The sequence below is a fragment of the Paenibacillus sp. Soil750 genome (genome assembly GCF_001428045.1).
GTDB lineage: Bacteria > Bacillota > Bacilli > Paenibacillales > NBRC-103111 > Paenibacillus_E > Paenibacillus_E allorhizoplanae.
The window spans coordinates 812-20700 of the sequence record NZ_LMSD01000002.1; the positions used below are offsets into that span (position 1 = coordinate 812).

The window sequence follows — 19889 nt, forward strand, 5'->3', positions numbered from 1 at the left end:
AGTACCGCAGTCAGCTAGAAAGCTATGGGATAACGCCCAGTATGAGTCGTAAAGGTAACTGTTATGACAATGCCTGTATGGAGGCATTTCATAGCATTATGAAGCGTGAATTCATCTACAGCAACCCAAAATTCAAGACTAAACAAGAAGCCCATCAGAAGCTGTATCGATATCTTGAGTTCTTTTACAACAGGACAAGGTCGAATAGCACAATTGGTTACATGTCACCTGAGCAATTTGAGCAGCTATACTACCAGCAAGTCGCATAACTTAGTGACGTCCACTTTCTTGACAGAAGAGCATGAATAGCACAATTGGTTACATGTCACCTGAGCAATTTGAGCAGCTATACTACCAGCAAGTCGCATAACTTAGTGACGTCCACTTTCTTGACAGAAGAGCACTTTATTACTCAGTTTGACAAAATCCCTAAAAATTACCTGTAAAAAATCCAGTTAATGTTATAAACTAGCCAATTCCTACTTAATTAACTGTACAAAATACATCTATTGTATCGGGACTTGGACTAAACTCAAGAAAAATGCCCTCCAATCCACAACAGTGGACCAAAGGGCATCATCATCACATCATGTATATTCTAGTGCTCATCCCAGCTATCTAGGTAAGCTTTTTGCTCATCTGAGAGAGCATCCACACTCGTACCTAGTGATTCAAGCTTGAAGCGAGCAACTTGCTCATCCAACACATAAGGAACATTGACAACTGTATTTCCTAGAGTTTGATAAGCATCATTCACATATTTCAAGGACATCGCTTGAAGCGCAAATGTCATATCCATGATCTCGGCAGGATGACCATCCCCAGCAGCTAGGTTAACTAAGCGACCTTCAGCCAAGATATACACTTTACGACCATCCGTCAGTTGATACTCTTCAATGTTACGTCGAACTGTACGTTTGGAGGAAGACAACGCCTCTAACTCCGGTTTGTTTACTTCAACATCAAAGTGTCCCGCGTTCGAAAGAATTGCGCCATCTTTCATCACTTTGTAGTGTTCGCCACGGATAACATCGCGGTTACCTGTAACCGTAACGAAGAAATCACCCAATTTCGCAGCTTCGATCATTGGCATAACTGCGAAACCATCCATATACGCTTCAACGCCTTTAATCGCATCGATTTCAGTTACGATTACGTTAGCGCCTAAACCTTTGGCACGCATAGCCACACCTTTACCACACCAGCCATAGCCAACTACAACGACGGTTTTACCTGCAACCACCAAGTTTGTTGTACGGTTGATGCCATCCCAAACGGATTGACCTGTACCATAACGGTTATCAAACAAGTATTTACAGTAAGCATCATTAACAGCAACCATTGGGAAACCAAGTTTCCCGTCTTTCTCCATCGCTTTCAAACGAAGAATCCCTGTTGTTGTTTCTTCTGCACCACCGCGCACATTTACAGCCAAATCTTTACGCTCGGAGTGAAGAAGTGAAACTAAGTCGCCACCGTCATCAATAATGAGGTCTGGTTTGGATTCTAATGATTTAATAAGAAGCTCTTTGTATTCTTCTGCACTTGGGTTGTATTTGGCAAATACCGTGATTCCATCTTCAACAAGCGCCGCACATACATCATCTTGCGTGGAAAGCGGGTTACTACCTGTGATCGTAACTTCAGCTCCTCCAGCTTTAACAACCTTTGCTAAGTAAGCAGTTTTAGCTTCCAAATGCAAAGAGATCGTTACTTTCAAACCTTTGAAAGGCTGTTCTTTCTCAAATTGCTCACGAATTCGATTCAAAACAGGCATGTGCGCCTGAACCCAATCAATTTTCAAATGACCATCTGGCGCTAACGCCATGTCAGTTACAATACTGTTTGTTGCAATTGTCATCTTCGTTCCTCCTACAAATAATAGATACGATGCATGCCGTCTACAGGTATTGGCGTCTCAAGTAAATGATGCAGCCAAACATTCCCATAACGATTCAGATAAGCACACCCATTATACACTCTTTCTTGTGGCTTGGCTAACGGAAAAATAGTAAGTCGAACACGGTCTAACTGTCGGATTGCTGCATCGAATTGCGTATGTGACGCTTCGCTTGCCTTATGGTGCAAATATTCAATTTGTTCCACAATTTTAGCCAGATTCGTATCTCCAAGCTTTTTGACACCAGGATTAATACTACTAAGAGACTCCACAAGGGGAGCGTAGGCGCTAAGGAAGGACTCCTTAACAGCTTCAAACCGTTCGTTGAGCTGAAGTGTATCTTGCGCATCCAACCAAGCTTGTTTCTTCTCATCAAAGCGTTCCAGAACGTCTGTCAAAGTAAGCTCGTATTTGTCCATCTGTTTCTTTATCGTACCCTCAATCAATGTAAACTCCAGTCGCGGCACCACAATCGGCATACGCATATGAAAATGCTCGAACGCTTGCTTCGTCAGCGCCCAGTAAGCAATTTCCCCAGGACCAAGCACTGTTGCCAGAACTGGAAATAGATATTCCTGCATAAGCGGCCGAGACATGACATTATTGCTCAACTGTTCCGGTGTCGACTCCGCTTTATCACGAAGTTCAGCTTTCGTGTAACTAACCGTATTTTTCTTATCCGTAAAGTGCTCTCTCTCACGATGAAGCAGCAATCTCGCACCTTCGGCGAAAACGAAGAGGTTCGCAGCATCCTCATGAATTTCCGCTTGAATCCCATAACCCGATTGACTGACTTCAGCTTGACTGCGCAGTAAGGAAGCGGTAAATGACTCATTTTGCACTACCATTTGCTCAAACATAGATGACTCTAGTGCACGAACCGAAGGCTCATCCGCATCGATCAACACAAGTCCATACTCGCCAAACAACATCGCCATCCAACGAGCGAAAGCATCTGAAAGTGTCGCGCCATCTCCTGCAGCTGAACGCATTTTATCTAACAAGGACGCTTTGAATTCCGTATCCATTAGTGATTGATCTAACTTATTCAATGCCTCTTCCCAGGCTTCAGAGGACAGTGGCAGGCGACTCACGGACGTCCTTACACCAGTTGGATGCTCCACCTTCAGCTTCTCAATCTGCTGCGTATTCGAAAGAACATGGACGTGATTGACTTCATCGAAGTCGTGATCCTCACCAGCGATCCAAAAAATCGGAACGACTATGCGTTGCAGCTTAGTACGCCACTCCCGCGCCAATTGAATAATCGTGATGGCCTTATAAAGGATCATCAACTGTCCGCCAAACAATCCCGCTTGTTGACCACCAACAATCGCCAGCGTTTGCTGATCGCCTAATGCTGCGATATGCTCGAGAGCCACATCTGTATTCCCTACACGTCGATTGTAAGCTTCTAGCATCCCTACAAGCCGCTCACGCTCGACATGCGGGGCATCCTTAGCTCCGTCCAGCCAATTCACACGAGCCTGCCAATCTTCCGCGTTTCCAAAATGATAAGGGAACAACGACTTCGCCTTACCTTTACCCGTTATATAATCTTCCGCCAATGTCTGATTTTTCTTCCATTGAAAAGTTTCCATTTGCATATGCGACTAGTGTCTCCTCTTCATAACAAATAAAACAACTATCCTTTGATTGTACACGGTAGCCCTGAAATCGTCAAAACTGTATTTTTTCTAATTACAATTGTGCAAAGGTTAAGATAACGAGGAAAAGCCGCCCCTTAGGGACGGCTAGATTTATTAGTATAGATGACAAGCAACAAAGTGATTCGGTTCCACTTCTTTGCTAGGCGGCATGGAATCTGCACACTTCGCCATCGCTTGTGGACAACGTGTACGGAATGGGCAACCACTAGGCGGGTTAAGCGGACTCGGTACATCGCCTTGAAGGATAATACGCTCGCGTGTACGCTCAACTTCTGGATCCGGAATTGGAATCGCTGAAAGCAGCGATTGTGTATATGGGTGTAACGGTTTCGCATATAGGGCATCAGAAGTTGTAACTTCTACTAGATTCCCTAAATACATAACCCCGATACGGTCGGAGATGTGCTTCACCATCGCCAAATCATGCGCGATAAATAAGTAAGTTAAGCCCATTTCTTTTTGTAATCTTTTGAAAAGGTTAACGACTTGTGCCTGAACGGAAACGTCCAAAGCAGAAATCGGCTCATCTGCGATAATGAATTTCGGTTCAATCGCAAGCGCACGGGCAATCCCGATACGTTGACGTTGACCACCGGAGAATTCATGTGGGAATCGGCTAGCATGCTCATCATTCAAACCAACTGCACGAAGTAATTCCATAACACGTTCTTTACGCTTTGCACCTTTGTATAAGCCATGGATATCAATACCTTCAGCAATGATATTCCCGACAGTCATACGTGGGTTCAGGGATGCGTAAGGATCTTGGAATACCATTTGCATATTCCGGTTGAATTCCTTCAACTTTTTCCCAGTCAGCTTATGAACATCTTCGCCATCGAAAATGACTTCGCCTTCCGTCGCATCATAAAGCTTAATGATGGTTCTTCCTGCTGTGGATTTACCACAACCGGACTCCCCAACAAGACCAAACGTTTCACCACGTTTAATTTCTATAGAAAAGTTGTCTACGGCTTTCAAGATCTTGCCGTTTCCAAGATTGAAATGTTTCTTCATATTGCGAATTTGCAAAATCGGTTGCTCAGACTTAGCCAATGTTTTAGACATGCCTATTACCTCCCACTCCTACAGGACGTTCAACCTTCGGCGCATCCGGGTGAAGTAACCAGCAAGCCGCTGAATGTGTTTCAGACAGCACGGAATGTGCCGGATCTTCTTCCAGACAGTGATTCATCGCATATGGACATCTAGCTGCGAAGGCACACCCTTTCGGTGGAGCGAACAAATCTGGAGGTGTACCTGGAATCGGCACAAGCTCCTCATTCGCGTTCGTATCCAACCGCGGCACTGAACGAAGCAAGCCCCATGTATATGGATGCTGCGGCTCATAGAATATTTCATCTACGGTACCTTGTTCAATAATTTTTCCTGCATACATAACCACAACGCGCCCTGCCATATCAGCAACAACACCAAGATCATGCGTAATCAAGATAATGGATGAGTCCGTTTCAACAGAGATCTTCTTCATCAAATCAATAATTTGAGCCTGAATGGTAACGTCTAGCGCTGTTGTTGGCTCATCTGCAATCAGAAGCTTAGGCGAACACGCAAGAGCAATCGCGATCATAACGCGTTGACGCATACCACCGGAAAGTTCGTGTGGATATTGATGAATACGACCCTCAGGCGAGTTGATACCAACAAGCTTTAGAATTTCGATAGCTCTATCTTTTGCAGCGCTTTTACTTAAACCTTCGTGTTTGATCAAACCTTCCGTGATCTGATCACCGATTTTCATTGTCGGATTCAATGAAGTCATTGGATCCTGGAAAATCATACCCATTTCTGAGCCACGAATTTTCTCCATTTGCTTATTGGAAAGTTTGGTAATATCCACTTTCCCATCAAACATGATAGAGCCGCTTTTTATATAACTAGGCGGAGTAGGAATTAAACGCATGAGCGTTTGTGCCGTTACGGATTTACCGCAGCCGGATTCACCTACAATCGCCAACACTTCACCTTTTTTCAAAGAAAAAGATACGCCACGAACAGCTTGAACTTCACCCGCATACGTCTGGAATGAAACTCTCAAATCTTTCACTTCTAGCAAATTGTCTTTGGTGCTCATCATTATTCACCCCTTCTTACTTGCGCATTTTTGGATCTAGCGCATCACGAAGCCCATCGCCGAGTAGATTGAAGCTCAACAAGATTAAGCTGAACACAATTGTCGGGAAAATAAGGCGATGCGGATATAACCGAATATAGTTAGCACCGTCTGACAGCAAGTTACCTAGCGATGCCAGCGGCGGCTTTACACCAAGACCGATAAAGCTCAAGAAAGCTTCAGTAAAGATCGCAGATGGCACAACGAATGTGATCTGTACAATGATTATACCAAGCGCATTGGGGATTAAACTACGCATAATTATTCTCATGGGAGAAGCTCCCAGTGTACGCGAAGCCAATACGAACTCTTGTTCTTTAAGTGTAAGCATTTGTCCACGAACAAGTCGGGCCATAGGTACCCACCCTGTAATACTATAGGCGATAATAATGGAAGAAACCCCTGAGCCAATAACCATGATCAATAGAATGGCAATCAACAAGAAAGGAATTGCGTAGACAATCTCAATGGAACGTTGCATCACTTCATCAACTTTCCCACCGTAATACGCGGAAATCCCACCGTAAATAACACCAACTACTAAGTCAATCAATGCCGCCGTAATACCAATAAATAGGGAGATTCGAGTACCCCACCATACACGCGTCCACACATCTCGACCGAAATCATCTGTTCCAAAGAAGTGCGAACTGCTTGGCACCGCATTTTTAAGCTTTAAGTTTTGCGTCTGATAATCGTAGCTTGAAACAAATGGAACGATAATCGAAAGTACGATTAAAGTTACCAATATAATTAAGCCAGCCATAGCCAGTCTATTTTTCTTAAGTCGTCTCCATGCGTCCTGCCAATAATTAAGTGAAGGTCGTACAATTACTTCACCAGTTAGAGATTTATTTGAAACGGGAGCAAACTTGTAGTTAGTCTCTGTTGATTCATTTGGAGTTTGCATGAATTATTTCCCGCCTTTCCCAAGACGAATTCTAGGGTCTACTAAGCCATACACAACGTCTGTAATAAAGATAACGACAATCAATATTGCTGAGTAAAAGATAGTTAATCCAGAAATCATCGTATAATCATTCGAATATACAGATGACACAAAATGTTTACCCAAACCTGGTACACTAAAAATTTGTTCAACAACTAACGTACCTGTGATGACGTTTACAAATATTGGACCGATAATCGTGATGACCGGTAATATCGCATTACGAATTGTATGCTTAACTACAACTGTTATAGTTGACAAACCTTTTGATTTCGCTGTTTTAATATAATCTTGATTCAAAACGTCTAACATGGACGTACGCATTAACCGCGCCAAAATAGCAATTGTACCGAAGGACAAAGCAATAGCTGGTAATACCTTGTATTCTGGACCTTTCCATAAACCAGCAGGCAAAATTCCCCACTTCACACCTACATAATAAGAAAGCATGGGACCAAGCACGAAGGACGGAATGGACACACCTAGGATCGCAATGAACATAGCAGTGTAATCGCCAACTTTATTATGTTTCAAGGCTGCAATAATCCCTAAAGTTAAACCAACAACAATTGCAATTACAATTGAAATTAATCCAAGTTCTAAGGACGAAGGGAAAGCTTGTTTGATAATATCAGTTACTTTGTGAGCAGGGAATTGAAAGGAAGCTCCTAGATCGCCATGGATGATATTGTTCATGAATGTCAAGTATTGTTCCCACAACGGCTTATCTAGACCGTATTGCTTCATCAACATATCTCTCGTAGCTTTCGGAATCTTCTCAGCGCCTTCTCCTAGTGGATTACCTGGCAAGTTTTTCATCAGAACGAAAGTAAATGTTGCGATTAGCCATAACGTAATAAGCGCATATAGGAAACGGCGAAGAATGAACTTAATCATATTGCTCCTCCTTTATTAAAATATAAGACAAGAAACTTAGAAGAGGCCGCTCCCACGAGGTGCGAACGGCCCCTTCTGCTAAAAAACTTCTTTAAAGATTACTTAACTGTAGCCCATTTCAATTCCCACTCTTGACCAAATGATGGAAGAATCAAACCAGAAATGGATGCTTTTTTCAGATACGCACGAGTACGGAAGTACAATGGAGCTACACCTTGATCATCCATAAGGATTTTCTCAGCTTCAACCAAAGCTTTAGCACGTTTCGTAGTATCTGTTTCTGTTTGAGCGGACTTCACAAGTTTATCGTACTCTGGGTTGCTGTAGTCACCTTCATCAAACTCGCCGCCAGTTACCCACATATCCAAGAACGTCATTGGATCGTTGTAATCCGCGCCCCATAGGGAAAGAACGATATCGAAATCTTTTTTGGAGGAAAGCTCGATACGCAATGCATGAGGAACTGGGTTCGCTTCAGCTACGTAACCAAGGTTTTGTTTCCATTGTGCAAGGATGAACTCAAGTGATTTTTTCGCAGTTTCTGTATCATCCGCGTTCACTTTCATTTTTGGAAGTGCTGTTAGACCAAGCTCTTTCAAACCTTCAGCTAGCAAAGTTTTCGCTTTAGCAGCATCGAACTTCGGTTGAGTTTCGCCAGCTGTTTTACGGAATTCACCGCCAGCACCGTCAGAAGTACCACCTGGTACAAGACCAGTGGAAGCAACGGAACCGTTAGCAAGAACTGTATCTACATAAGCTTGACGATCGATTGCCATACCAAGCGCTTGACGAATTTTTTTGTTCGCAAGAGCTGGTTGTTTCTTCACTTGGTACATCAAGTAGGAGTTCGTCAACTCTGGTTTAGGCAGGTTGTCCGGTTTACCTTTGTACAAAGTAAGTTGATCACGATTGATTTCAGTCAAATCAGCCGCATCTGTTTCATATAGGTTAAGGCCTGTATTTGTGTCTTTAACGATATTGACTGTTGCTTTTGTTAACTTCACATTTGCAGCATCCCAATATTTTTCATTTTTAACAAGCTCAAGTGTTTGGCCATGATCCCATTTACTCAAAATGAATGGACCTGCACCGATTACTTTGTCAGCTTCTGCGCCATATTTGTCGCCAGCTTTCGTTACGAAATCTTCGCGTTGTGGCAAGAAAGTTCCGAATGCAAGCATTTGTGTAAAGAATGCAACCGGTTTTTCAAGTGTGATTTCTAGTTGTTTGTCGCCAAGAACTTTAACTCCTAGAGCGTCTTGCGCTTTTTTCACTTCTTCAGGAGTTTTAGCTTTAGTAACAGCTTCTCCACCTTTAATCCATGCTACTACAAAGCTATATTGCCCTTTTGTAGCTGGATCCAATGTACGTTTGAAGGAATAAGCAAAATCTTGTGCTTTAACCGGTGTACCATCTGACCAGTTCGCATTGTCACGAATGTCGATTGTGTAAGTTAGACCATCTGCAGAAATTTTAGGGAAATCTTTTGCAAGACCTGGAGTTGCTTTACCGTCTTTATCTGTACGGTATAGACCTTCGTTAAATGCGCTAATAAATGTAAAAGCAGCATTCGCTGTAGCTTTGGAGCTATCCATAACAGGAGGCTCTGCCGAGAAATTGATTTTAATTTCTTGAGGTTTGTTGGAAGCTGGTGCTGTTGTACCTTTTGTACCATCTGTTGGTGATACCGCTGGTGTTTCCTCACTTTTTCCACAACCAACTGCTACGCTACCCATAAGCGTTAATGCTACTGCTGTAGTAACCCACTTTGTCGCTTTCATATAAACTCCTCCTTTAAAATATGTATGTCTAGACATCTATGGTTAGGTGATTTGTCAGCTTTTCTAACATTAGCATTACACCTTTAACCCGGAGAACAATGAAACCGCTTCTTTAATGTTATATTATATCCCTCGAACCTCTGGTAAAAAAATTTACTAGAGTCTACGCAAGGAATTATAACATAAACGATGAGTTTGTCCACAATTAATTTACCTCTGTCTAAATAACTGGTAAAAAAATTTACTCTCACGGTTTTTAATTATACAACCAACGGTTAATAAAATCTAGACGATTTTGTTTGTTATTTTCTACAAATCTCAAATAAATATTACAAAGATCCGTTTAATTAATGCCCATAATATCCAAAATCAGGGAAACGCAAAGAGATTCATGTTGAAAAAAGGTAGTTTTTACCTATATGAACGAAAAATAACAGAATATATAATGCCGATAAGCCTACAAAGCTAAGACGCCATACCAGCCTGCCTACTTTGATTAAATTAGTTTCCCCTTTCAAATGATTTTGATAACCCCCTATAATACCAAATGCAATTAATAAGATTAGGACAATTAACCAAAAACCAAATTGGGTATGAAAAAGTTTGTTCCACATCAAGGATACGGATCCTAGCAGAAACAAAGTTGTGATATCCATAGTAAACCTCGTGGTCATCTTCTTATCCTTCAGAAATAGAAAGATTAGAAACCATACTAAAACAAACGTGATAAATGGCGCTACAGCCAACATGGCATATAAGGTAGATAATAGACTAACGAAACTATTCAACAAAAAGTTTCACCTCTTAATTTTCTATCGCTTTAATCATTCTATACACCATGCTATTTGCAGGTAGATCGAGGCCCATTTCATTGCCCATCTTCACTAAACTGCCATTTAAATAGTCAATTTCCGTATGACGCGAAGCCTCAATATCTTGCAACATAGAGGAATGATTCGTTTTTGTCGCTTCGCAAACAGCCTGAACGGTATCCCATAAGTCAACCGGAAGTTCAATTCCTTTGGCAGCAGCCAATCGAAGCACTTCTTGATAAAGATCTTGCATAATTGAAAGGGTCCATACCGAACGTAGCAATTCACCATTTTGAACACGTAGAATGGCTGTGAGTGGGTTGATGACCGCATTGATGACTAATTTAGTCCAGATTCTAACTTCCATATTTTTCGACAATTCCGCACGAAATCCTGCTAACTCCAGCAACTGCACAATGAAAATATGTTGATGATTTGTGACAGCAAGATTATTCGATTCTAACTCCCCCACATATGTGATTCCATGCCCTGTATGTTTAACGGATGTAGGCCCAATTCGCTTAGCCCCTTCTGTTGTAATGGCAAATAATAGCTTGTCCCACCCGATGGCTTGGCCTAATTTCACTTCATGACCAACACCATTCTGAAAGCATATCAAGTGGGTGTGACATGTCATATTGTTTTGTATATAAGTGATAAGTTCTGGTGATATTGCCGTCTGTTTCACCATAAGGAAGATATAATCGACTTCCCGCGCAACTGCGGCCACATTTCCACTAATCTCCTCAGAATAGCTTTGAAATACAATCGACTTCGCAAGCTTCGTCTCTAGTGACCCTGTCCCAACGAGTTGGATGCCGTGCTCCTCTAATTCTCTAGCTTGTCCTTCAGATCTTGTTACTATTGTTAATTGCGAACAATTCGGGGCAAGCTTAGCAGCAAAAAGAAGGCCAAGAGAGCCAGCACCGATGATCATGATATGCATGCAATAACCACCTTTATTCATGTATCCACTATTATACAGCAAAAAAGCCACAGACCAAGGCTCCCCTTGATTTGCAGCTTTTCATTTTAAGTCATCTAAAGATTATTCGACTCTTTCCAAATTACCATTTGCATCCATTTTGAAACGCGGCTTCTCTTCTTCCTCTTCCTCTACAAGGAAGGCCATTTTTCTGGCACGGTCCATGATTTGAATAAGCGCTTTATAATCATCATTCACGACGCGATAATCGGTTTCAACTTCATTCACTTGTTTATTCAGCTTATTATTTTCTCTGCCAAGTCTATCGAGTTCGTCCTCTTTGTCCTGCAGTTCTTTTTCCAACGTTTTAATATGACGATTCATATCCTGATAGGTACTGCGCCATTGCCGTAAGAAACGAATGACTGCATCGATAGATAGCGTTTCTTCAGTAAATACTTCATTCTTGCCAGTAGATACATCAGGACTATCCAGTAAACCAATGGAAGAAGATCCGGAAATTGAAACAGGTGCATGCTTTTTCAGCTGTGTCCGTTTCTGACGCTGTGCTTTCGCAATTTGAATGGCTGCTTCATATTTCTTCCGTACAAAGCTGTTCCAGCGAAATCCACACGCTGCCGCGGTTCGTCCAATGCGCTCCCCAACTTCTTCAAACGCAGATAATTGTGTACTTCCTTCTCGGATATGACGCAATGTCAACTCCGCTAAAATTAAGTCGTCTTCATCGCTCCAAGCATCTTGTCTAATTGCCGACATAAGGCCAAACCTCCTAACAAATTATAGGGATCTTTGGTCGGAGAGCAAAGTCTCTCCTTTTCGGGAGCTTCGATTCCTGATCAAATTCTCTCCTACCTGCGGATACATCATAAAGAAGAATCAATTAGTCAGACAGGTATCAATTGATTCGTTGCCATTATTACTATTTCTATGCCCGTACTAGAGTTCATAGAATCTATTTGATACTAAATGGTATTGCCAAATTTTTTGACCCTCATACATGGGATTCGTATAAAAAGACATACTACGTCTATATGATGAAATGTTTTCAATTTCGTCACCGTTTGACGGTTTACACCACTTGGATCAAACGGTATAATGTGTTGTAGTTATTGTGCAACGTGGTACGAGAGGGGGATGTAACGAGAATGGATCGCATGTTTCGGGTTCTAGGTTTTTGGACACTTGTTATCGCACTAATGAGCTTAGCTGGCGATATGATACCTATGTCTCTGATTTTCTTTTTTCAAACTGCCGTATTCGTCATTCTAGGCTATATGCGCTTGTCAGAACGTACTTACATATTGCTGTTCTGGGGATACATGATTATCTCCTTCAGCGGATTTACGTATTGGTCATTTTTCAAAATGTCCGTCTAACGCAGATAACGAGCAAAAAGGTGAATCGGCAATTATGCCGGTTCACCTTTTTTAATGGCAATAAACACTTTAAACAATTCACTCATTCCATCGCTTAACAATAATTGTCGGATCGAACGATTTCTTTTGGACACATCACTAAATGGATTGGGATCGAAATGATTTTGCAGTTTTTCCAAAATACCCTGCTCAACTAAGAACTGACGCTGTGTCTGAAACACATAGGGCTCAAACCCTGCGGAAACCGCAGCCTTTTGACATAAGCTAAAATTAACATGTGCCGTGATGTCCTGTTCACCTGGGTCGATAAAAGGATTATCGTGCGCTTCGTGCTTACGATAGCACATTAATGTCCCTTGATGCCGATGTGAGGCGTACAGCTCCTCCTCCACATCACCATAATCAATTGCCATAACGCACCCGCTTAGCATCCGTCCCGAAAGACGAACATACCAATCTACTGCCTCAAGATTCAATTCACTAATCTGACCATCTTGCCATTGAACTTCTAGTGCAGTTAGATAGTCTAATATGCGTCCAGACCCAAGAGGTAACCAGATCTCTTGCAAATAAGGCGCTTGCTCCTGCCAGATCACAAACGATTCACGAAATGCCCCATCTTTGTATTGTAGGCGGTGAATCGGGAAGGCATCCAGCAACTCATTGGCCAATACATACACATGATCGCTTGGAGGCTCACTTAACCAAGCTGTTTCATCCACGAAACGAATTCGATCCACATGTTCAACAAGCCTTTCTTGTTGCAATTGGCGGTGATAGGCACTCGATTCAATTAGCGTATACGTTAATCGTTCATATAGATCGGGTGCAGCAAGCCTCATTTCATCAAGCAACTGGCGTGCCATTCGCCCATTGCCTCCCCCCCATTCAACAATTTCAAGATGAGGAGGCAGATTGGATTGCGTTCGTAGATGGTTATAAATGAAAGAAGCAACCATTTCACCCATTACGGTTCCTATGGAAGAGCTGGTATAGAAATCTCCTTGTTTACCTATTTTTATTTGATCCTTTCGGTAATAACCGACTGTATCGTGGTATAAGCATATCTCCATATAGTCTCGAAAGGATATTCTTTGATCTAGTGTCGAGCAAATATGTTCCTTCAGTGCAGCGGCAACGCTAGTAGGCTCTAGTTGATTCACGATTGTAAAACCCCCAGTTCTTTACTTACAGACAAATGAGTAGGAAACCCTTATAATGATAAAGGATTATGGAAGGAGAGACAGCCCAGCATGACAAAAAAGTGGATTACCCTAACAGCGATAACGGCAATTGGCCTAGTCTCGTTGACCGCTTGCACAGACAATACGCAAGTCAAAGAAGCATTTCAACAATCTGTAAACAAACAATCGGAATTGAAATCTTATACGTTCGATGGAAGCACGACTCTCGCAATCAGTGATGGTTTAATGAAATCAGCAAATCCTCTTACCAACGGGTTGTTATCTTTGATCAGAGAGAGCACGATTACGTGGAAGGGTATTAGCCAAGCAGACCCGCTCCAATATCAGTCAGACTTACGTATAACACCTAAGGGATCTACTTCCCCCGTCGATATACCAATTCTCATTAAAGATAGCAAATTGTATTTTAATATGCCAGCCTTAAATAAGACAGCTGATGAGTTCTATGCAATAGATTTACAAAAAATGAGCAGCACAACGGCTAGTCCTTTAACGGCTGACACATTGAAAAATACACCTCAAGTTTCCACCGCTCTTACGAAATTGATTTTCGAAGGATTGGATGCGAAGTGGTTTAAGCAAGCCAAAGATCCTGTTAAGCTAACTGACGGGTCCACAGCTAAATCGATTCAAGTTGATCTGACTACCAAAAATGTAAAAGAAATAAATACGCAATTTCAAGCCAAATTACCAGAGTTCATTGGTACCTTACAAACAAATGGTTTACTAACAGCCGATAAAGCTGAAGCACTCAAGAAAAATGGGATGGTTTCTATAGCGCTGAAAGCACCAAGCAGCATGAAGATCGCGATAGATGATCAAGGCTTTATTCGTGATCAGACACTCGATATCACGTTCTCAGTAACGCTAGATGGCAAAGTCCTCGACAATCACATTACACTCCATCAAACCACTGATGCGATTAATCAAGGCACACCTCTGACAAAGGAAATTCCTGCTAAAGTGAAGAGTTTTGATGATATTCTCAAACTCTTAACACCAGCCGCCAAAAAATAGGAATAAGGTTAAATACTTACCTTTCCCCAAAGGTAAGTATTTTTTTGTGCTTCATTTAATAGAAATATGATAATCTATTCATAGGGGGAGAATACCATCAATGAATTCAAAAAAACTCACAGCCTTGCTGTTGTCCATTGTTTTGCTCATACAAATCACATTGCCTTCTGGAGGCGCTTTGGCCGAAGAAACGACATCATCTCAAGATGAAGCTAAGGAACTGCTCCAGAAAGGGCTCACCATTTTCGAAATCGATAAAGAGGTTGCTCGTCTTAACGAGCAGGATGCCAAAATTGGTGAGCAAATTAAACAGAATGAACAAGATATCGTAAAGCAAAGCGGTAATGTGGATGCAACTCGCAAGCATGCAGGCAAAGTGCTACGAGCGTATTATACAGGAGATCGAGACTCGATCTGGATGCTTCTTTTCGCGGCAAACTCCTTTACTGACGTCTTGCGCATGTTCGAATACTTACAGATGATCATCACGAATGACCATCGCTCACTAGCCCAATTCACGGATTCCTTTCAGAAGCTCACTAAGTTACAAACGGAATTAGCGAATTCTCGAACTGAGCTTCAGAATACCAAAACTAAATTCCTTGAGCAGCGCGAGCGGCTTGTCAAGCTTCAAGAAGAGCTGGACAAACAGCTGGCTGTCAGTGCACAAGCTCAGGTTATTGCAACCCAGATAAAGAGTTTAAATGATCAATGGAAGCAAGAAGGCTTGCCTTTGGCCAGAGATTATCTGGACAATTTATCTTTGGCTTTCCGCGAACTGCCACAATTTCTAATGTCAGACAGTAAATATATTAGCATTACATCCACAACACCAGTTGTCAATCTGACGGACACAGATTTCAATACGTATCTTCACTCGAAGAGCGAGCTTCTGAAGACGTTGAATTTTGAATTCAAAGATGGAGCCATGGTCGCAACTGGCAAAAAAGGCGAGTTGCAGATATCCATACAAGGGAACTTCGTCCTTCTTACGAACGCAGAGAACTTGAATGAAGTCCGCTTTGTTGTTGATAATCTTGAATTTAACAGCTTCAAGCTGCCAGACACGACCATCGCAGACTTTACGAAGGAATTTTCATTAGGTTTTGTACCGAAAAAAGTAGTAAGCTATCTCGATGTGATCAGTGTAGAAACCAAAAAAGGCGTGGCAGTTGTGAAACTCAAATTATCTCTGTAAACTAGTAGGGATAATGAACGCAAAGTGAGGACAACAACCATGGAATTCAAAATTGGTCTAATGATGGATCTGCCCGACGGAAAAATACCTGGCTTCTATGCCCAAATCGTCAAAGCGCTTGCCGGCAAAGTCGAGTTATTCGATCGCGATAAAGAAATGCTGATTGTCAGTAACGAAGAGCAACAACGTGCTGCGCTTGAAGTCATGGCCCATTTTAATATCGAGACCTCTATAATGGAGCTCCGTTTGCTAGTTGAAGAAGCAGAATTGACTGATTTGTTCAGTGACTACGGGTTCACTAGTCGTGCAGAACATAACTATTTGTACGATAAAATCGTGATCCCTTTCCGCTTCACCACCAATAGTCCCGCTGCCGAGGTTGATCAAGCAGCCCTTCAGGTTGAAGAGCATCTCATCGCGCAGTACAAAGATGGCGACCATGACGTGTACGTCGTTGATCGGCAGCTCGAAGAGCTCATGCACGGAATTGCCAAAGCTTATCGCTGCAGCATCGAAATCCTTAGGTAAATGCAGCAAAAAGCCCACATCGGCCGATGTGGGCTTTTCTCTATTTAGAGCAAATCTGCAGCCAATTGAGCCAGATGCGAGCGTTCGCCGCGTTCTAAAGTGATGTGTCCGCTTATGCCTTCCTGTTTAAAGCGCTCTACCACATACGTAAGCCCATTGCTTGATGCATCTAGGTATGGATGGTCAATTTGATCCGGATCACCGAGAAGAACGATTTTACTGCCCTCTCCAACACGCGATACGATCGTTTTCACTTCGTGTTTCGAGAGGTTCTGTGCTTCATCGATAATAATAAATTGCCCAGGTATGGAACGTCCGCGAATATACGTTAACGCCTCTACTTGAATACTACCTAGACCGGCAAGTATTTTTTCAATATCACCCGGTTTTTTGGTATCGAATAAGTATTCCAAATTATCATAGATCGGCTGCATCCAAGGGCGCAGCTTTTCATCTTTTTCACCAGGCAGGTAACCGATATCCTTGCCCATCGGAACGACCGGACGAGCAATTAACAATTTTTTATATTTACGATCATCCTCAATTTTCATGAGCCCCGCAGCTAACGTAAGCAGCGTTTTACCTGTACCCGCTTTCCCAGTTAGGGTGACGAGCGGGATATCGTCATTGAGCAGAAGCTCAAGAGCCATTCGCTGCTGCGCATTGCGCGCGGCAATTCCCCAGATGGGATCATTACTCATGTAAAGCGGCTCAAGCTTTTTGGCATCTGGTGTAACTTTGAGCAGTGCGGACTTGGAAGAGCCCAGCTCATCGCGCAGGATTACGAATTCGTGCGGGTGCAGCATATAGCTCAAATTAAGTGATGTCACGGTCAAGAAGCGATACGAATAGAACTCATCAATGATCGAAGGATGAACAAAGAGCGTGATATAACCAGTATACATATCGGTTTGAGCCACAATCCGATCTGTTAAGTAATCCTGTGCCGGAATACCCAGTACATCCGCCTTAATTCGAACCAACGTATCTTTACTGACAATAACGACAGGTCTAGCTACATCATTTTCTTGTTCTTCCAAATGGTAATTAAGAGCAACTGCTAGAATGCGATTGTCGTTCGTTAATTCAGCAAACGTATCTTGTAGTTTCGCAAAGCTGCGATGGTTAAGCTCCACTTTAATGCTGCCGCCATGTCCAAGTGTAATACCGTCGGATAGATTGCCTTTGGCCCTTAATCCATCTAGTAATCTCGAGACATGTCTAGCATTGCGACCGATTTCATCCGCATTTCGTTTCTTAGAATCGATTTCTTCCAACACCACGGCGGGTATGACCACTTCATTATCTTCAAATGCGAATAAAGCATTGGGATCCTGAAGCAGTACATTGGTATCTAACACGTAAATTTTTTTCATTGGTGTGTCCCCTCCCAGATTTGGCGTTAGATCATTGGTTATATTCATACATACAACCTAACCGTACAGGACAAACTAAACGCGAGATTCAAGGAAAGAAGGGAACGATTCTGGTGAGACTAATATACGTATGCGGACTGATACTGATCCTCGCGGTAGGCTGCAGTCAAGAGCCGAAAAGTGGTGCCCCCTCTCAAGATACGAATCAAAAGCAAGTAAAAGTTCAACAAATTGCTCCGCAAAAGCTAGAAATTAAAGATTCTAAGGCAGTTGCAGCGCATTTGGAAAACCTAGCAATGGGAATCCCGCAGGTCGAAAGCGCACATTGCGTCGTCTTCGGCAATACAGCTGTCGTCGGCATTAACATTAAGAAGGAACTTGATCGAGCCAAAGTCGGAACCATTAAATATTCGGTGGCCGAGGCACTCAAGAAGGATCCTTATGGTGTCAATGCAATCGTGACGGCTGATATGGATTTAGATCAACGCTTACGCAACATCCGGGATAACATTCAAGCAGGAAGACCTATACAAGGCTTCGCAGAACAAATGGCTGATATCGTTGGTCGTGTGATGCCACAACTGCCACGAGATATCCGCAATGATCCAGACATCGATAACGCAGGTTCCAATGGGAATAGCCCCCAGGTTCCAGCCCGATAAATCGCTGAAGATGACAAAAAGCCTGCCTGCATACGCAGATCTAGGCTTTTTTTATCGCATCAAAAACTTGGCCGAGTGAAAAAAGGGCATCTCGGCTCTCACAAGCTTTCGCATATTCAGCTTTATACATCATGTGGGCGCTATCTATCCATTGCATCGGTGCAGCTGTTAGAAGTTCAGCCATATCGTTTGCGCCTCCTACTAGGTGGTTGAAAACGCTCCTTACACTTACAGTATAGCATAGCGAGTGCCAAGCGTTCCACCATTATGTATCTATTTTCAAATCAACAGGCACTCCTTATTGCCCAGATATATTTAAGTGTACGTTGATTTGTTAAAGTTATGTCCTTAATTCACAGCGTTAAACCGCTATTGATTATTGTAGATGGGATTCGAGTTGATATCATCCAACAGCTTTTCCGCACTCTCGCGGTCGAAACAATGTTTATGATATTCCCCTTCATGGTCATAGCCAATCCATATTTTCATTGGATCTTCAATAGGCAGCACTTCAAGATTACTAACCCCGTGATCTTCGACTAAAATAAGCGCAAAAAAATCCAACGTATCTTTCGCCGCTTCATCCTCAGGACGAGCCTGGGACACAATATGCATCTGCAGCCAATTGAAAAAAGCATCCCCTAGCTTCATCTCAGCGTCCATCCTCTCTTAGTAACACAATATCATAACCGGCATCTAACCAATCCAACCATTGTTTGATCCACACGGCATGCATGCCATTACTAGCTTCCCTGTGTTCATCCATTGCCATTAGCAGTGCCTTCGACTCCCGCCTAGTCAACAAACGGTCCAAAAAGGCTTCTGCGCAGTGCGAAAGATGAAATGGCTCACCATCAAATACAAGGTTTCCTTCATTCGTTAAATCTAATTCTACGAGGTCTGATCCACATATCTCTTCATCATCACTCAGCAAGAGGCTCACTTTAAACATCTGGAGCAATCGAGGATGATGTTGGCCTGCAAGCTGGCGGAACGATTCGAATTCTGCGTCTGGCATGCAACTCATGCGCTCTGCCCCCAATACGAGCGGTGAATAACTTAGAATAGGTGTTAACCAATATCGCGTCATCAGGCATGAGCTCCTTACTCGTTAAATTAAGTCGGCCTTTTGCCAGTTCTTTTTTCAATGAAATAACGAATTCTCACCATGAACATTAGAGAGATCGCTACGGCCAAACAAAGTACAATAGGCAAGCCTACGATTTGGAAGACGAGGAGCATCACGGAACCGATTGCTAGCAGCACATAGATTAGAGCCGTTTTGAGTACAGGCAGTTTGCGTGTACGAAACACTTTATTGTACACATAGGACATGAAAACAAAGATTAATAGATACGTGATCAAGAGGTGATTGGCAAACCATTCATTCAGGGCAGTCAACGAACATACACTCCATTTCATTAATAAGTAATAAGTT

The 19889-nt window shown here is 42.6% G+C and carries 22 protein-coding genes; 6 read left to right on the forward strand and 16 right to left on the reverse strand.

The genetic code is table 11. The annotated features are described in order from the left end of the window. On the forward strand, positions 1–269 hold a 269-nt coding region (locus ASL11_RS36950), incomplete at its 5' end, for an integrase core domain-containing protein (RefSeq protein ID WP_162261621.1). Between the two features lie 329 nt (positions 270–598). Here ASL11_RS36950 and ASL11_RS03240 read toward each other — a convergent pair. The 10 genes from ASL11_RS03240 to ASL11_RS03285 form a co-directional block, all read right to left on the reverse strand. Continuing rightward, positions 599–1861, reverse strand: a complete 1263-nt coding sequence (locus tag ASL11_RS03240) for an adenosylhomocysteinase (RefSeq protein ID WP_056609657.1) — start codon at positions 1859–1861, stop codon at positions 599–601. A gap of 11 nt (positions 1862–1872) precedes the next feature. Continuing rightward, a complete protein-coding gene (gene bshC, locus ASL11_RS03245) occupies positions 1873–3507 on the reverse strand; it encodes a bacillithiol biosynthesis cysteine-adding enzyme BshC (RefSeq protein WP_056609659.1) in 1635 nt (544 codons plus the stop codon). Positions 3508–3663: 156 nt separating this feature from the next. Further along, positions 3664–4638, reverse strand: a complete 975-nt coding sequence (locus tag ASL11_RS03250) for an ABC transporter ATP-binding protein (RefSeq protein WP_056609662.1) — start codon at positions 4636–4638, stop codon at positions 3664–3666. After that, a complete protein-coding gene (locus tag ASL11_RS03255; RefSeq protein WP_056609664.1) occupies positions 4631–5668 on the reverse strand; it encodes an ABC transporter ATP-binding protein in 1038 nt (345 codons plus the stop codon). Before ASL11_RS03255 ends, ASL11_RS03250 begins: the two co-directional genes overlap by 8 nt. A 13-nt stretch (positions 5669–5681) precedes the next feature. Further along, a complete protein-coding gene (locus ASL11_RS03260; protein ID WP_056609666.1) occupies positions 5682–6614 on the reverse strand; it encodes an ABC transporter permease in 933 nt (310 codons plus the stop codon). Positions 6615–6617: 3 nt separating this feature from the next. Then, the gene (locus ASL11_RS03265) at positions 6618–7550 is read right to left on the reverse strand and encodes an ABC transporter permease (protein WP_056609668.1); all 933 of its coding nucleotides are present in this window, start codon (positions 7548–7550) and stop codon (positions 6618–6620) included. 98 nt (positions 7551–7648) lie between these two features. Then, positions 7649–9331, reverse strand: coding sequence for a peptide ABC transporter substrate-binding protein (locus ASL11_RS03270; protein ID WP_056609670.1), 1683 nt, complete (start codon positions 9329–9331; stop codon positions 7649–7651). 389 nt (positions 9332–9720) lie between these two features. Beyond that, on the reverse strand, positions 9721–10080 hold the full coding sequence (locus ASL11_RS03275; protein ID WP_056610116.1) for a DUF3397 domain-containing protein: 360 nt from the start codon (positions 10078–10080) through the stop codon (positions 9721–9723). Between the two features lie 55 nt (positions 10081–10135). Beyond that, positions 10136–11089, reverse strand: a complete 954-nt coding sequence (locus ASL11_RS03280; RefSeq protein WP_063795471.1) for a ketopantoate reductase family protein — start codon at positions 11087–11089, stop codon at positions 10136–10138. Between the two features lie 102 nt (positions 11090–11191). Next, positions 11192–11845, reverse strand: coding sequence for an RsfA family transcriptional regulator (locus ASL11_RS03285; RefSeq protein ID WP_056609674.1), 654 nt, complete (start codon positions 11843–11845; stop codon positions 11192–11194). 389 nt (positions 11846–12234) lie between these two features. On the opposite strand from ASL11_RS03285, the gene ASL11_RS03290 reads away from it, so the two are divergent. Next, positions 12235–12465, forward strand: coding sequence for a DUF2626 domain-containing protein (locus tag ASL11_RS03290; protein ID WP_029196536.1), 231 nt, complete (start codon positions 12235–12237; stop codon positions 12463–12465). A 32-nt stretch (positions 12466–12497) separates the two neighbouring features. Here the strand turns inward: ASL11_RS03290 and ASL11_RS03295 are convergent, their stop codons facing one another. Then, a complete protein-coding gene (locus tag ASL11_RS03295; protein WP_063795468.1) occupies positions 12498–13628 on the reverse strand; it encodes a class I SAM-dependent methyltransferase in 1131 nt (376 codons plus the stop codon). Positions 13629–13718: 90 nt separating this feature from the next. Between ASL11_RS03295 and ASL11_RS03300 the strand changes: the two genes are divergently transcribed. From ASL11_RS03300 to ASL11_RS03310, 3 genes are all read left to right on the forward strand, one after another. Next, on the forward strand, positions 13719–14687 hold the full coding sequence (locus ASL11_RS03300) for a hypothetical protein (protein ID WP_056609678.1): 969 nt from the start codon (positions 13719–13721) through the stop codon (positions 14685–14687). Positions 14688–14787: 100 nt separating this feature from the next. Continuing rightward, the gene (locus ASL11_RS03305; RefSeq protein WP_056609680.1) at positions 14788–15885 is read left to right on the forward strand and encodes a hypothetical protein; all 1098 of its coding nucleotides are present in this window, start codon (positions 14788–14790) and stop codon (positions 15883–15885) included. A gap of 39 nt (positions 15886–15924) precedes the next feature. Next, entirely contained in the window at positions 15925–16413 is a 489-nt protein-coding gene (locus ASL11_RS03310) for a hypothetical protein (RefSeq protein ID WP_056609682.1), read from the forward strand. Between the two features lie 44 nt (positions 16414–16457). On the opposite strand, the gene ASL11_RS03315 is transcribed toward ASL11_RS03310, so the two are convergent. Next, entirely contained in the window at positions 16458–17789 is a 1332-nt protein-coding gene (locus ASL11_RS03315; protein ID WP_056609685.1) for a PhoH family protein, read from the reverse strand. Positions 17790–17902: 113 nt separating this feature from the next. Between ASL11_RS03315 and ASL11_RS03320 the strand changes: the two genes are divergently transcribed. Continuing rightward, a complete protein-coding gene (locus ASL11_RS03320; RefSeq protein ID WP_056609686.1) occupies positions 17903–18451 on the forward strand; it encodes a YhcN/YlaJ family sporulation lipoprotein in 549 nt (182 codons plus the stop codon). 40 nt (positions 18452–18491) lie between these two features. Here ASL11_RS03320 and ASL11_RS36270 read toward each other — a convergent pair whose 3' ends face one another. The 4 genes from ASL11_RS36270 to ASL11_RS03335 all read right to left on the reverse strand — a co-directional run bounded on the left by ASL11_RS36270 (position 18492) and on the right by ASL11_RS03335 (position 19843). After that, positions 18492–18635 (reverse strand): hypothetical protein, encoded by a 144-nt coding sequence (locus ASL11_RS36270; protein ID WP_157256809.1) that lies wholly within the window; start codon positions 18633–18635, stop codon positions 18492–18494. 185 nt (positions 18636–18820) lie between these two features. Beyond that, positions 18821–19102: a hypothetical protein gene (locus tag ASL11_RS03325; RefSeq protein WP_056609688.1), complete on the reverse strand. Its 282-nt coding sequence runs from the start codon at positions 19100–19102 to the stop codon at positions 18821–18823. A gap of 1 nt (position 19103) precedes the next feature. After that, complete coding sequence (locus ASL11_RS03330; protein WP_056609690.1) at positions 19104–19541, reverse strand: hypothetical protein; 438 nt, start codon at positions 19539–19541, stop codon at positions 19104–19106. Positions 19542–19567: 26 nt separating this feature from the next. Then, complete coding sequence (locus tag ASL11_RS03335; RefSeq protein WP_056610118.1) at positions 19568–19843, reverse strand: YlaH-like family protein; 276 nt, start codon at positions 19841–19843, stop codon at positions 19568–19570. Positions 19844–19889 lie beyond the last annotated feature (46 nt).